Below are 13,407 nucleotides of genomic sequence, written 5' to 3'. Positions count from 1 at the left end.
CGGCTACTACTGGCCAGTTGCCCTGTTCGTCGCTATCTGCGCCATTTCACCGGGCTGCAGGCAACCTTCGGCCGTCCACGGGCACGAGCGGGCCCAGGTGAAAGGATGTTCCTGGCCACCATCGGCATCGTAATAGGCCACGCGCAACTGTTCCGGGGTGAAAGCCAGTCGGGCAAATCCGTGGCGGCGTTCGGCCAGCAGCACTCGGGAATCGGTTGATTTCGCCGGGGACGCGATGCTCCCGGTCGCATCGAGGTCGTTGCCGCCACCACCGGAGATCAGCCAGGCCGGCTCGCCTGGGTGGAGGATCAGCTGCTGGTTGTGCTCATGGGCGGAGAGGTAGACATCCACAGCGCTTTTCTGCAGGGCCGGCAGCAGCAGGTCCATCAGCACCTGGTTGTCGCCGCGATCACCGCCGGCGCGTATCGCATGGTGCGCCACCACCATCTTCCAGATCGGCGCCGGCCCTGGCTTGGCGAAGGACTCCTCGAGGAATTGCGCCTGGCGCTGCAGGCCGGCGACATCCTGGGAGGTATCGAGGAAGACCACGCGCAGCAACGGGCGTCCGTCGGCTTCAGCAAAATCCTGCGTGTAGTACGGATCGGGCATCTTCCAGCGGCCCGATCCTACCCCGCGACGACCATACTCGAGTTCAACGCTGGCGGATCCTGGGTAGTCATGATTGCCAAGCACCGCATAGAACGGCACTTGGCTGAGCCAACGACCGTGATAAACGCGCTCGAATTTCAGCTGCCAGGCAAAATCGTCGATCCCCGAGAGGTCCTTGCCGTAAAAGTTGTCACCCAGCAGGACGGCCATGTTCACGCCGCCCTCGCGCTCGGCGATGCGCTCCATGCCCTTGGCCACGCGCCATTGCTGCAGGCCCCCGGTGCCCTGGTCGCCCAGCGCGAACAGGCTGACCTGGGACGCGTTCTGTCCCACCAGCGGCGTATAGGGTGGCGGCGGAACGAGGGCAACGAAGCCGAGCAGGCTGGCCAGCACCGCCAACCCCACAACACCGATCAGCAGCAGGATGCGCAGGCTTCTTCGGCGCGGCGCCCGGATTGTTGAACGGGACGAATTGACGGACATGGCAGCCTCACAGGGAACAGCGGTTGAAATTTCGCCGCAGTGAAGCACCGCGGACATTCATTCCGCATGACTCAAATGTCGCCTGAATCAGCAGGCTTTTTCTGATATCCGACGGAAATTTCCATGTCTCTTTCCCGCCACTTCCTAGTACTGCTCCTACTCGGCGGCCTCCTGTTCTTCTTCGGACTAGGCAACCACCAACTGCAGGAATCCACCGAGCCACGAGTGGCAGGCATCGCCATGCAGATGTACCTGGAGGGCGACTGGGTGACGCCGCGCCTGAACGGCATGCCGTTCCTGGAAAAACCGCCGCTGAGCCTGTGGCTGGACGTCACCGCCCTCCATCTGTTCGGCCCCACGCCACTGGCCGCGCGTTTGACTTCGGCCTTCTCCGGCCTGTTCTGCGTCCTGTTGCTCTATGGCGTACTGCGCCGCGTCAGCCTCTCTCCCGGACTGGCGCTGCTGGCGGCACTGCTGCTGATGACGCTCGCGAGCTTCTGGGGCAACGTCCGCCAGGTGGGCGAGGACGCCCTGCTTGCCCTTGGCGTGGCACTGGCGCTGCTGTCGTATCTGCAGGCGTGGCTCGAACCACCGGGTCGCCTTCGGCACTGGTTGGGGTTTGCCGTCGGCATCGGCATCGCCACGCTGACCAAGGGCGTGCTGGGCCTGGCGCTGCCCGGCGTGGTGATTTTCGCCTGCCTGTGCTGGGACAGCATCGCGCAACGACGCCTCGCTATCGCCAGTTGGCTCCGTCCGCTGCTGTGGACGCTGCTGGGCCTGGTGCCATTGCTGATCTGGCTGCTGTTCCTCTACCGCGATGGCGGCAGCGCGGCCCTCAGGGAAATCCTCCTGACCAACAGCGTCGGGCGTTTCGACGGCTCGTTCACCGAGGCCGGACACTACGAACCCTTCTACTACTACCTGGCGCGCCTGCCCGAGGCCTTCCTGCCCTGGAACCTGCTGCTCTACCTGGGGCTGTGGCGCCTGCGCAAACGTGTGGCCAGCGACCGTTACCTGCTGTTCTTCTACCTCTGGCTGGCCGCGCAGTTCGCCCTGCTGACCCTCGCCTCCAGCAAGCGCATGGTCTATCTCACCTCACTGGCGCCGGCAGCCGCAGTAATCGCCGCGGCATGTGCCCTGGATCTTCGGCAACGCTGGCGCGAGCGGCACGGCAACCCGCGCCTCTGGGCGCGCCGCCTGGGGCTGGGCCTGGCCCTGCTGGTGCCGGCCAGCTACCTGGCTTATGCCCAGTGGGGCGTACCACGTGCCGACCAACGTGGATCCTTCCTGCCCATGAGCGAGCAGATTCGCCAGTATCAGAGCCAGGGACGCCAGGTCACCCTGTTCCAGCCCAGCGAGCGCCTGGCCGGAGCCAGCGTGTTCTATACCCGCAGCGTGCTGCCCGAGCTGCAGAGCAACGAAGAGCTGCTGGCCTACCTGCTGCAGTCGCAACAGCACGTTGCCCTGCTGGAAAGCGCATCGGCGCCGCAGCCTCCGCTGCTGGTCCTGCAGCGCTTCCGGGTCGGTTCGCGCGACTACTACTTCGTCGCCCATCAATCGCCGCAAGGTTGACCCAAAGCCGCCCCTCCCGGCCGGGAGGGGCTAGTCTTGCTGCATCGCCACCGCCCGCACAGGAGCCGCTTCCCTTGGCGAAGCATCCGTCAATCCTCAGCCTGCCCTTCCGCCGCCTGGCCAACCCTTACACCCGTTACCGCTACGCCGCCTGGATCCACTGCGTGCGCGTGGGCCTGGCGCTGCTCGCCTCGATGCTACTGACCAGCGCGCTGCAGCTACCCCACGGCCTGTGGGCCTCGGTGACGGTGCTGGTGGTGATGGGCGGGCTGGTGCACCAGGGGACGATTCGCGGCAAGTCCTACGAGCGGGTACTCGGAACTTTGGCGGGCGCCGGGCTCGGGCTTTGCGTCATCGCGATCTACGACCAGACCCGCTCGCTGACTCTCACCTACCTGGCCATGTCGGTGCTGGGCGCTGCTTCGGCCTTCTATGCGATCCGCCGGCCCGGCTACGTGGCGCTGCTGGCGGGGATCACCATGTGCATCGTCGCCGGCCCCGGCGAGACCGGTTTCACCGAAGGCCTGTGGCGTTCGGCCAATGTGCTGATCGGCGTCGCGGTGGCGCTGCTGTTCTCGCAGATCTACCCGTTGCGCGCGGTCTACGTCTGGCGCTACCTGCTCTCGGACAACCTGCGGGCCTGCGCGCGGATGTACGGGCAGCTGTCGTCCAACCAGGACTTCACCGCCGAGCACTTCGCTCGCCAACTGGAGGAGCTGGACCATCGTCTGGTGGCTTCGCGTGCGCACCTGGGGCCGGTGTCGCGGGAGACCGGCATGCCGCTGCGCGAGCTAGAGCTGCTGCAGCGCATCCACCGCGCGATCATGGGCACCCTGGAATCGCTGATCGCCTCGCGGCAGTTCACCGCCGAGGCCGGGGAGATAGAACCGGTGCCGGCCAGCCTCGACGCCCACCGGCAGATCATCGGCCGCCTGCTGCTGCAATCGGCCCATGCCTTGAAGTTCAGTCGCACCAGCAAGCTGGTGCAGGCCTGCCAGGGCCTGGACAGCCTGCCAGCGCGGCCGCACAACCTCACCGACTCCTTCGAGAAGCAGGGTTTCTACTGGCTCACCCTGCGTCTCTACGAACAGGTGGAGATGCTTTCGGAAAAACTCGCCGGCACTGCCGGACACTGGAACATCCAGAGCCGCGACCGGGCCTGAGCCCGGCCGCGCTGCTTTATCAAGAGTCGATCAGGCGCCGAAGCCGCCGTCGATGGTCAGGCTCGCCCCGGTGATGTAGCCCGCTTCCGGGCCGGCCAGATAGGCGACGAAGGCGGCGATTTCTTCCGCGCGGCCGTAACGGCCGACCGCCATCAGGTCCATCAGGGACGCCGCAAAATCGCTGTCGGCGGGGTTCATGTCGGTATCCACCGGGCCGGGCTGCACGTTGTTGACGGTGATGCCGCGCGGGCCGAGGTCACGGGCCAGGCCCTTGGTCAGGCCGACGATGGCCGACTTGCTCATGGCGTACACCGCGCCGCCACCGAAGGGCATGCGGTCGGCGTTGGTGCTGCCGATGGTGATGATGCGCCCGCCCTGCCCCATGTGCCGCGCGGCGGCCTGGGTGGCGACGAAGACGCTGCGTACGTTCACCGCCAGGGTGCGGTCGAAGTCTTCCAGGCTGAACTCTTCCACCGGGGCGATGGCCAGCACGCCGGCGTTGTTCACCAGGATGTCGATGCCGCCCAGGCGCTGGGCCGCGGTGTCGATGGCCTGTTGTACCGAAGTGGCGTCACCGCTATCGGCTTTCAGCGCCAGGGCACGGCCGCCGGCGGCTTCGATGCTGGCGGCGAGGTCTTCGGCCTTCTGCGCCGAGCTGACGTAGGTGAAGGCCACGGCGGCGCCTTCACGGGCCAGGCGTTGCACGATGGCGGCGCCAATGCCGCGGGAACCGCCCTGTACGAAAGCGACTTTGCCGGCGAGGGATTGAGTGGTGGTCATTGCGTGTCTCCAGGAATTGAGTGGGGGAGTAAGTTCGACGGGGCCAGTTTCCCTCGCAGACTCATTACTCGGTAGCCAGTAATCGCTATATTCAGTCGATACCAAACGTCCGGAATACCACCCATGGAAAGCCTGATCAGTATCGAATGCTTCGTCCGCAGCGCCGAAGCCGGCAGCTTCGCCGCCGCCGCGCGCCGCCTGGGGCTGACCCCGGCGGCGGTGAGCAAGAACGTGGCGCGGCTGGAGAACAACCTGGGCGTGCGGCTGTTCCAGCGTAGTACCCGCAGCCTGACCCTGACGGAGGCCGGCGAACGATTTCTCGACGAGGCCAGCGGCGGCCTGGCCAGCCTGCAGGGCGCCATCGCCAATCTGTCCAGCGCCGACGGCCAGCCCAGCGGCGCGCTGAAGGTGAGCATGGGGCTGGTGTTCGGCCGCGACTACATCCTGCCGCTGCTTGGCGACTTCCTGACGCGCTATCCGGCGATCCGCCCCGACTGGCATTTCGACAACCGCCAGGTCGACCTCATCGCCGAAGGCTTCGACGCCGCCATCGGCGGCGGCTTCGAGCTGCCGCCCGGCGTCGTCGCGCGCAAGCTGAGCCCGGCACACCTGGTACTGCTCGCCTCGCCGGCCTACCTCGACGGCCGCCCGGCAATCCGCTACCCGTCCGACCTGCCCAGCCACGACGGCATCCGCATCCGCTCGCCGCAGACCGGCCGCGTGCGCCCCTGGCCACTGACCAACCGCCAGCAGGCCCAGGCGCCCATTGCACTGAAGGAGCGCATGACCTTCAGCGACCCGGAAGCTGCCTGCGTCGCTGCATTGATGGGGCTGGGCGTCACCCTGGTGAGCATGCAGCACGCCCTTCCCTACCTCGCCGACGGCCGCCTGTTGCGGGTGCTGCCGGAGTGGTACGTGGATGCGGGAAACACCTCGATCTATTACGCCGCACAGAAGCTGCTACCGGCCAAGACACGGGTGTTCGTCGAGTGCGTGATCGAACACTTCCGCAGTCAGGGTCTGGAGCGCAAGTTCACGGCGATCTGACCAGCGACACGGCAGATCGGGCTTTTCCTGACTAGCGTCAGAAATGAAATGAATTCGCGGGGTAAACGCTTGTCGATAGTTAGCAAGCTAACGTAATTTCGAATTTCTTCGATTCGGCATTCGAAATGCAAGGAGAACCTGCATGAAAAAGTACGCTCTGCTCCTGGCCATGGTGTTTTCCGTACCGGCCTTCGCTGACAGCGCGCTGTGCGACGGCAACCTGCAGCAGCTCAACGACTTCCTCAAGACCGCCAGCACCAACGCGAGCGGCGTGAAGGTCAATGTGGTGCATGAGTACATCGCCAAGGCCGAGGCAGCGAAAAAGACCGGCGACTATCAGGAGTGCGTCAACCAGTCCAGCCAGGCCCTGCGCGTGATCAAGAAGCCTGCCAACCGCTGATAGACGCTGGACACGAAAAGCCCCGCCCAGGCGGGGCTTTTTTCTGCCCATCGTCACCCCGCACGGGACCACTGTCACAGACCCTTCACCCATCGGCCCGGCATCGGCTCACAGCGTTGCCGCAGGCTGCGCCCCCCACTACTTTCCGGCTCTTTCTCACGATGGAGCTTCGTCAATGAAGAGATATGCCCTGCTGCTGGCCTGCGCGGTCGTCCTGCCGGCCTGCGCCGATAACCAGCAACTGTGCGAAAGCAACCTGAAAAGCCTGAACGCGAAGGTCAACGAAGCCAGTCAGGATAGTGCCAGCGGCAACCTGGGGCAGGTTTTCCAGCACCTGCAACGGGCCCAGCAGGCCCACGACCAGAGCAACTACGGAGAATGCCTGGATCAGACCCAGGAGGCTCAGAACCAGCTGCAACAGAGCTACTACTGGAACAACCAGAACCAGAACCAGAACCAGAACCAGAACCAGAACCAGAACCACCAGAACAATCAGAACAACCACAACCACCGCAATTACTGACGCCCATGAAAAAGCCCCGCAGCGGCGGGGCTTTTTCATGGCTGGCGAACAGCGCGTTCAGCCGCAGGAGACCTGCTTGACCACCTGATTGTCGTCGACGTCGATGTTCAGCCGCTGCGAGTTGTATTCCATGGTCACCGGCTGGTGCGGGGTGAGTACACGGGCGACGCTGGCACCGGCGTCGCGGCGGGCTTCCTCGGTGAGGGTCGGGGTGACGACCTTGCCGACGATGGACTGCACGGCCTTGGCGTTACAACTGCCGGTCATGGCCGGCGTATCGGCGGCGGCGGGCTGTGCGGCATCGGACGAGGAATCCTTGGAACTGCAACCGGCGAGTGCGACGACGGCGAAGAACGGCAGCAGCACGCGGTTCAAGGACTTGGACTTCAAGGGCATGAAAGGTCTCCCTGCTTCTACGAAAAAGCGCTGAAAAAACGCGAAAGGCGCCACCTTAACAGCCGTAAAGCCACGGCGGCGGGCGGATGTATTGCAAGCTGATGCAGCGCGATGCCCGTCGCAGAGCCGCGCGGCGCCATTTACACAACCTTTACACCGGAGCCGTTACAAAACTTCCGGGGCAGATGTCTCATAGATACCGGGATCCTCGCCGGGTTCCTCAGGAGGTGCATCATGCTTCGCCGACTCCCCCAGATCGCCCTGCTCTGCGCCAGCTTCGCCCTCGCGGGCCAGGCCATGGCCAACAGCAACACTGACGCCGCCGCCATCGGCGCCGTGGTAGGCGCTGTAGTAGGGGGTGCCGTGGTCGCCGGGTCCCAACCCGCTCCGGCCCCTTATTACGCTCCGCCGCCACCAGTGGCCTATTACCCGCCGCCCGCACCGGTCTACTACCAGCCGGCGCCGGTCTATCAACCCGTCTACCAGCCGGTCTACCGTCCGGTGGTGGTGGTGCCAGGCCCGCGTTACTACGGCCCGCCCCGCTACTATGGGCCGCCGCGCTACTACGGCCCGGGCTACTACGGCGGTCACTACCGTCACTGGTAGAGAATCCTCGCCGCCCCATGACAGAGACCCCGCTCGCGAGCGGGGTCTTTGCATTCAGGCAGGCAGGCGGATGCTGCCTGCCAGTTCCTCGAACAGCGTCACCACTGCCCGCAACGCGCGGCAGTCCGGTCGGGTCAGCAGCCAGAGATGGATGCTGCAGCCGGGCAGCTCCGGTTCCAGCACCTGCAGCCCGTCGTCCGGGCGCAGCAGGAACGCCGGCAGTGCAGCCAGTCCCAGCCCTGCGCGGCACAGATCGAGCACCGACAGCATGCTGTTGCAGCGGTACGCCGGCAGCACCGTCGGGAAGGCCTGGCGGCGCCAGGCGACGCTGGAGTGATCGGGCAGGAAGTCGTCCGGGGCGATCCAGCTCATCTCCTGCCATGGTCGCTCGCCCTGCTCGGCCAGATAGTCGCGGTGGGCGCAGAGGACGTAATGCACCTCGCCCAGTTTGCGTCCGACAAGATGCTCCGGCGGTGCATTGGTCAGGCGCAGGGCGATGTCGGCATCGCGACGGCTGAGGTTGGCGAAGGCGTTGGAGGTGGTCAGCTCCAGGTTCAGCGCCGGATAGCGTTTCATGAAACGCGCCAGCGCCGGCAGCAGCAGGCCCTGCAGCACGGTATCCGAGCAGGTCAGGCGTACGGTGCCGCTGAGCACGTCCTGCCCCTGCTCCAGCGACAGCCGCGCCGCTTCCAGCGCCTGCTCGGCCAATTCGGCCTGGGTGGCGAGCTGTTGCGCCGAGGCGGTGGCCAGGTAGCCGTTGCGGCCCTTCTCGAACAGCGCGGTGCCCAGCGCCTTCTCCAGCCGGCGCACCGCGCGGAACACCGTGGACACGTCTACACCGAGCAATTCGGCGGCACGGGCCAGGCTGCCGCCACGCACCAGCGCGAGCACCAGGGCGAGATCGGCGTATTCCAGACGGTATTGCATAGACGCACTCCAAGGTTGCGCAATCGCCCATTTTCGATTGCGCCCGCGCAACTATAAATTGCTGCCCATGGGCCCGCCAATGGGCCTTGATGCCGGGGAGACAAGAGGATGGGAAAACGTCGCAAGGCACTGCGCATAGGACTGATCGGCGACCGCGACAGTCGCGTCACCGCCCACTGGGCCATTCCCCTGGCGCTGCAGCAATCGCTGCTGCCGCATTCGGGGACGCTGCGGGTCGACTGGCTGGACACCCCGCGCCTGGCCCAGGGCCTGGACCTGCAGGCGTACTCCGGCTTCTGGGGCATTCCCGGCAGCCCCTACCTGGACACCGACGGCGCCCTGCGCGCCATCACCTTCGCCCGCGAGAACCAGGTGCCCTTCCTTGGTACCTGTGGTGGTTTCCAGCACGCCCTGCTGGAGCGCGCCCGCCATGTCCTGGGCTGGAGTGACGCGGCCCACGCCGAGATGGACCCGGAGGCGAAGCGAGCGGTGGTGCAGGCCCTGCCCTGCTCGCTGGTGGAAGTCAGCGAGACCATCAGCCTGGCCCCCGGCTCACACCTGGCGGCCATCTATGGGCTGCCGGAAATCCGCGAAGGCTACCGCTGCAGCTATGGGGTGAACCCGGACTTCCAGGAGGAATTGTTCGGCAGTTCCCTGCGCGCCTGCGCCCATGGCGAGGACGGCAGCATCCGCGCCCTGGAAGCCACCGATCACCCGTTCTTCCTCGCCACCCTGTTCCAGCCGGAGCGCAAGGCCCTGGCCGGCATCGCCGTGCCGCTGGCCGAAGCGCTGCTGTCCGCCGCCTTCCGCCATCAGTCCAGTCAAGAGCGCAGCCGCACCGGGAGCCCCGCATGATTGCCAGTACGCCACGACCACCCTATTACGCCGTGACCTTTACCTCCCTGCGCACGGAGCTGGACGAAGGCTACGGCGTCACCGCCGAACGCATGCTGGAGCTGGCCGCGCAGCAGGACGGCTTCCTCGGCGTCGAGTCCGCCCGTGGCGCAGACGGCCTGGGCATCACCGTGTCCTACTGGCGCGATGAAGCCGCCATCCGCCAGTGGAAGCAGCAGTCCGAGCATCGCGCCGCCCAGCAGGCGGGGCGCAGCGACTGGTACAGCACCTTCCGCGTGCGCATCAGCCGGGTCGAGCGCGAGTACGGCTTCGAACGCTGAGCGACCCGTTCTGGCCCAGACACGACATGCCGGGTTCGATGCCCGGCACACTTCGTCTAGGCTGGTCCCATTCAGCAAAGGGGGACCGACGCATGCACCGACAAGCCAATGAACTGCAGGCCGCCTACCTGGGCGAAGTCCGCGGCGAGAACTTCTTCCTCGGCCTGGCCGAGCAACTGCCCGAAGGCGCTTCATCCATGCTCCTGCTGGCGCGCCTGGAGCGCCAGACCGGCCTGCGCATGGCACGCCTGCTGCAGCGCCATGGCCTGCCGCTGGGCGACACCGCGCACGCAGCCCAGCAGGGCCGCCAGCGCGCGATGGACTGGCTGGGACTGGACTGGCCGCAGACCCTGGAGAAGCTCGAAGTGCTGGTGGAGCCCTATGTCGAGCGCTACGACTGCCTGGCCATCGAGGGCGACGACGATGACCGCGACATCCTCGACGAGCTCGCCGAGCATGAACACGCTCTGCTGGACTTCACCCGCCTGGCGCGCGAGGGCGAGATGAATGCGGCCAAGGCCACCATCACCCGGCTACTGAGCGTACCCGCCTGATCTGACAGGGAGCCCGTCCATGGCACTATCGCCTTTCCACCTGGCTATTCCGGTCTACGACCTGGCCCTTGCGCGACGTTTCTACGGCGAAGTGTTCGGCCTCGCCGAAGGCCGCAGCAGCGAGCAATGGGTGGACTTCGACTTCTTCGGTCACCAGTTGGTGATCCACGAACACCCGCGCACTGCCAGCCAGGAGGCGGCACACACCAATGCGGTGGACGGCCACGATGTGCCGGTGCCGCATTTCGGCGTGGTGCTGCCCTGGGAGGACTGGGAGCGACTTGCCCAACGCCTGCGCGAACGCAACACGCAGTTCGTCATCGAGCCCCATGTGCGCTTCCAGGGCCAGGTGGGCGAGCAGGCCACGCTGTTTCTCTTCGACCCCTGCGGCAATGCCCTGGAGTTCAAGGCCTTCAAGGACATCAGCCAGCTGTTCGCGCGCTGAGCCATCGCTTTCAGTGCGTGGCCAGATGACCAGTCATCCACCGTGGAATCGTCCTTCATTCCATGTGGAATCTTCCTACATAGCATTTCCCTAGCCATTTCTAGGATGGCGCCCGTCTTCCCTGTTCACCCTGAGGTGACTCGACGTGCGCCCTCTCCGCTGGATTCCCTTCTACCTGCTCTGCACCCTGGCGGCGCCGTTCGCGCTGGCCGACGAGCTGGATGCCCCGGACTGGCGTCGCTACGAGGCTTCGGCCATCGACCGGACCTTCCTCCCCGCCGCCAGCGCGACAGCACGCCCCGCCAGCGTCCGACGCAAGGTGGAGTCCGTGCAGATTTCCCGGCTGCGCGAGCGCTCGACCACCATTGCCCAGTTGCGCAACGAAGGCCGGCGACGCTTCAGCCCGGTGGATACCTCGCGCATCGTCGCCCGCGCCCACGAGCTGATCGGCACGCCGTATCGCTGGGGTGGCCAGACCGAGGAAGACGGTTTCGACTGCAGCGGCCTGCTGGTCTACCTCTATCGCAGCATCGCCGATCGCAAGCTGCCACGCACCACCGCCTCGATGATCGCCCAGCGCCACAACCAGGTGGACCGCGACGAACTGCAACCCGGCGACGCGGTGTTCTTCAACCACAACGGCGAAGGCGCCACCAGCCACGTGGGCCTGTACATCGGCGGCGACCGCTTCATCCACGCACCCAGTACCGGCAAGACCATTCGCATCGACTCGCTGGACAACAGCTACTGGCAGCGCAGCTACACCACGGCGCGCCGATTCAGCGGCTGAACGGACGCGATTTCGCCGGCGGGTCACCGCTCACCGTCCAATCAGAAAATGCCTACCGGCATTTGCATCATTCCCACGTCAATTCTTTCAACGAGGTTTCTAAGATAGCGCCCCCATTAACCAGCCCGTTTCCCCGATGTACCCCAAATGCGTCCCCTGATCATCCTGAGCACCGCACTGCTGCTCACGCTTTCCGTTACGGCGGTCGAAGCCCGCGAGACGAAGAGCACCCACACCCCTAAAGCCAGTGCGAAGCTCGCGCGCGCCTCTCAAGGCAAAGTCGTCAATCGCAATAACGTGCGCCAGCACCTGAGCGCCAAGGCAGCGCCCAAGGCCGCCGCTCTGCACCGGGCCAAGTCGGGCAGCAACACCCGAGTGGTCGCTCGCGCCCAGGAGTTGATCGGCGTGCCCTATCGCTTCGGCGGCACCACGGTGGCCAGCGGTTTCGATTGCAGCGGCCTGCTGGTCTACCTGTTCCGCACCGAGGCCGGCATGAAGCTGCCGCGCACCACCGGCGAGATGATCGACAGCGACAGCCTGCGCATCCACCGCGACCAGCTGAAACCCGGCGACGCGGTGTTCTTCAACCGCAACGGCCGCGGCAACGTCAGCCACGTCGGGCTCTACATCGGCAACAACCAGTTCATCCACGCCCCCAGCAGCGGCGGTCGCATTCGCCAGGATTCCCTGGACAATCGCTACTGGGAACGCAGCTTCACCACCGCACGCCGTTTCAACGGCTGACATCCATCCGCAAGAGGCTCGTGATGCCCGGCATCCAGGTCGAGATCATCCGTTACACCGAAGAGTGCTTCCCCGGTTGGGCCGAGTGCCGGCTGATCGATGCCGACGGCCGCGACTGGCGCTTCCTGAAAAGGCGCTCGGCGGTCATCCACGGCCCGGACGATGGTCGCCTGCCCGCCAGCGGGCGCATTGCCTGCGAAGTGCTGGAGCGCCTGGACGGCACGGTGCTGGTCAGCACCGTGCAGCCGCGCGGCATTCGCTCACTGGACGGCGAGAACCGCTTCCGCATCCCCCTGAGCGCCCTGCACGAGGACTGACTCCGCGTCAGTCCCGCTGCGCCTGCCCTTCCTCGGCGATCTTCGCCGCATCCCAGCCACCGCCCAACGCCGCAATCAATTGCACGCTGGCGGTCAATCGACTGCCGGTCAGTGTCAGCAGCGTGCGCTCGTTGGACAGCGCGCTGGTCTGGGTGGTGACCACGTTGCTGTAGTCGATGGTGCCGGCCTTGTACTGGTTGGTGGTCAGGCGCAGCGCCTCGCGGGCGGAGTCCAGCGCTTCCTGCTGCACGCCGCTTTCCTCTTCCAGCACCTTGAGCTGGACCATGTAGTCCTCGACCTCGCGGAAGCTGTCGAGCACGGTCTGCCGGTAGCTGGCCACGGTCTGGTCGTAGCTCGCCTCGGCCTGCTCGACCTGGGAGGCGATCAGCCCGCCGTCGAACAGGGTCATGGCGAACTGCGGGCCGATGGACCAGTAGCGGTTGGGCGTCTCGATCCAGTTCTGGAAGCTGCCGCTGCGGTAGCCGCCGGCGGCGGTGAGGGTCAGGTCGGGGAACCAGGCCGCCTTGGCCACGCCGATCTTGGCGTTGGCGGAAATCACCTGGCGCTCGGCGGAAGCCACGTCCGGGCGGCGCTGGAGTATTTCCGACGGCAACAGTGCCGGCACCGCCGGCAGGTTCGGCACGCCGTCCACGGCGGCCAGGGAGAACTGCGCCGGCGGCACGCCGACCAGCACCGCGATGGCGTGCTCCAGCTGCGCACGCTGGTACTTCAGGTCGATGGCCTGGGCCTCGGTGCTCTTGAGCTGGGTGCGCGCCTGGGCAACGTCGGCCTTGGTGACGATGCCGGCGTTGTACTGGTTCTCGGTGAGCTTGAGCGAGCGCTGGTACGCGGTGACCGTGTCGTTGAGCAGCTTGA

Annotated in this window: 18 protein-coding genes; 13 read left to right on the top strand and 5 right to left on the bottom strand. The window is 65.9% G+C overall.

Annotation, left to right across the window (positions count from 1 at the left end; all coding sequences use genetic code 11):
* Positions 1–6: 6 nt before the first annotated feature.
* The gene (locus tag QO207_RS18395) at positions 7–1,092 is read right to left on the bottom strand and encodes a metallophosphoesterase (RefSeq protein ID WP_301533763.1); all 1,086 of its coding nucleotides are present in this window, start codon (positions 1,090–1,092) and stop codon (positions 7–9) included.
* A 123-nt stretch (positions 1,093–1,215) separates the two neighbouring features.
* Here QO207_RS18395 and QO207_RS18390 point away from each other — a divergent pair, with 123 nt between their 5' ends.
* Together QO207_RS18390 and QO207_RS18385 are read left to right on the top strand one after the other, a co-directional pair.
* The gene (locus QO207_RS18390; protein WP_301533762.1) at positions 1,216–2,664 is read left to right on the top strand and encodes a glycosyltransferase family 39 protein; all 1,449 of its coding nucleotides are present in this window, start codon (positions 1,216–1,218) and stop codon (positions 2,662–2,664) included.
* A gap of 74 nt (positions 2,665–2,738) precedes the next feature.
* Positions 2,739–3,827, top strand: coding sequence for an FUSC family protein (locus tag QO207_RS18385; RefSeq protein ID WP_301533761.1), 1,089 nt, complete (start codon positions 2,739–2,741; stop codon positions 3,825–3,827).
* 30 nt (positions 3,828–3,857) lie between these two features.
* On the opposite strand, the gene QO207_RS18380 is transcribed toward QO207_RS18385, so the two are convergent.
* On the bottom strand, positions 3,858–4,607 hold the full coding sequence (locus QO207_RS18380; RefSeq protein ID WP_301533760.1) for a 3-oxoacyl-ACP reductase family protein: 750 nt from the start codon (positions 4,605–4,607) through the stop codon (positions 3,858–3,860).
* 123 nt (positions 4,608–4,730) lie between these two features.
* Here QO207_RS18380 and QO207_RS18375 point away from each other — a divergent pair, with 123 nt between their 5' ends.
* The 3 genes from QO207_RS18375 (at position 4,731) to QO207_RS18365 (ending at position 6,577) form a co-directional block, all read left to right on the top strand.
* A complete protein-coding gene (locus tag QO207_RS18375) occupies positions 4,731–5,654 on the top strand; it encodes a LysR family transcriptional regulator (RefSeq protein ID WP_301533759.1) in 924 nt (307 codons plus the stop codon).
* 142 nt (positions 5,655–5,796) lie between these two features.
* Positions 5,797–6,054 (top strand): hypothetical protein, encoded by a 258-nt coding sequence (locus QO207_RS18370; RefSeq protein WP_301533758.1) that lies wholly within the window; start codon positions 5,797–5,799, stop codon positions 6,052–6,054.
* 175 nt (positions 6,055–6,229) lie between these two features.
* A complete protein-coding gene (locus QO207_RS18365) occupies positions 6,230–6,577 on the top strand; it encodes a hypothetical protein (RefSeq protein ID WP_301533757.1) in 348 nt (115 codons plus the stop codon).
* 57 nt (positions 6,578–6,634) lie between these two features.
* On the opposite strand, the gene QO207_RS18360 is transcribed toward QO207_RS18365, so the two are convergent.
* The gene (locus QO207_RS18360; protein WP_301533756.1) at positions 6,635–6,973 is read right to left on the bottom strand and encodes an I78 family peptidase inhibitor; all 339 of its coding nucleotides are present in this window, start codon (positions 6,971–6,973) and stop codon (positions 6,635–6,637) included.
* 234 nt (positions 6,974–7,207) lie between these two features.
* Here QO207_RS18360 and QO207_RS18355 point away from each other — a divergent pair, with 234 nt between their 5' ends.
* On the top strand, positions 7,208–7,579 hold the full coding sequence (locus QO207_RS18355) for a hypothetical protein (RefSeq protein ID WP_301533755.1): 372 nt from the start codon (positions 7,208–7,210) through the stop codon (positions 7,577–7,579).
* Positions 7,580–7,633: 54 nt separating this feature from the next.
* Here the strand turns inward: QO207_RS18355 and QO207_RS18350 are convergent, their stop codons facing one another.
* On the bottom strand, positions 7,634–8,506 hold the full coding sequence (locus tag QO207_RS18350; RefSeq protein WP_301533754.1) for a LysR family transcriptional regulator: 873 nt from the start codon (positions 8,504–8,506) through the stop codon (positions 7,634–7,636).
* Positions 8,507–8,614: 108 nt separating this feature from the next.
* Between QO207_RS18350 and QO207_RS18345 the strand changes: the two genes are divergently transcribed.
* From QO207_RS18345 to QO207_RS18315, 7 genes are all read left to right on the top strand, one after another.
* Positions 8,615–9,361 carry a hypothetical protein gene (locus tag QO207_RS18345; protein ID WP_301533753.1) on the top strand — a complete coding sequence of 249 codons (747 nt, stop codon included), beginning with the start codon at positions 8,615–8,617 and terminating at the stop codon, positions 9,359–9,361.
* A complete protein-coding gene (locus QO207_RS18340; RefSeq protein ID WP_301533752.1) occupies positions 9,358–9,681 on the top strand; it encodes an antibiotic biosynthesis monooxygenase in 324 nt (107 codons plus the stop codon). Before QO207_RS18345 ends, QO207_RS18340 begins: the two co-directional genes overlap by 4 nt.
* A 92-nt stretch (positions 9,682–9,773) precedes the next feature.
* Complete coding sequence (locus QO207_RS18335; protein ID WP_301533751.1) at positions 9,774–10,235, top strand: hypothetical protein; 462 nt, start codon at positions 9,774–9,776, stop codon at positions 10,233–10,235.
* A 19-nt stretch (positions 10,236–10,254) separates the two neighbouring features.
* Positions 10,255–10,680, top strand: a complete 426-nt coding sequence (locus QO207_RS18330; protein WP_301533750.1) for a VOC family protein — start codon at positions 10,255–10,257, stop codon at positions 10,678–10,680.
* Between the two features lie 145 nt (positions 10,681–10,825).
* Positions 10,826–11,470: a C40 family peptidase gene (locus tag QO207_RS18325; protein ID WP_301533749.1), complete on the top strand. Its 645-nt coding sequence runs from the start codon at positions 10,826–10,828 to the stop codon at positions 11,468–11,470.
* A 147-nt stretch (positions 11,471–11,617) separates the two neighbouring features.
* Positions 11,618–12,214, top strand: coding sequence for a C40 family peptidase (locus QO207_RS18320; RefSeq protein ID WP_301533748.1), 597 nt, complete (start codon positions 11,618–11,620; stop codon positions 12,212–12,214).
* A gap of 23 nt (positions 12,215–12,237) precedes the next feature.
* Positions 12,238–12,531 carry a hypothetical protein gene (locus QO207_RS18315; RefSeq protein ID WP_301533747.1) on the top strand — a complete coding sequence of 98 codons (294 nt, stop codon included), beginning with the start codon at positions 12,238–12,240 and terminating at the stop codon, positions 12,529–12,531.
* Between the two features lie 7 nt (positions 12,532–12,538).
* On the opposite strand, the gene QO207_RS18310 is transcribed toward QO207_RS18315, so the two are convergent.
* Positions 12,539–13,407 (bottom strand): efflux transporter outer membrane subunit (locus QO207_RS18310; RefSeq protein ID WP_301533746.1); only part of this gene is annotated, 869 nt, incomplete at its 5' end.

The organism is Pseudomonas sp. CAN1 (genome assembly GCF_030462585.1).
Taxonomy (GTDB): Bacteria; Pseudomonadota; Gammaproteobacteria; order Pseudomonadales; family Pseudomonadaceae; genus Pseudomonas.
This window is presented reverse-complemented; position numbering and strand designations above follow the sequence as displayed.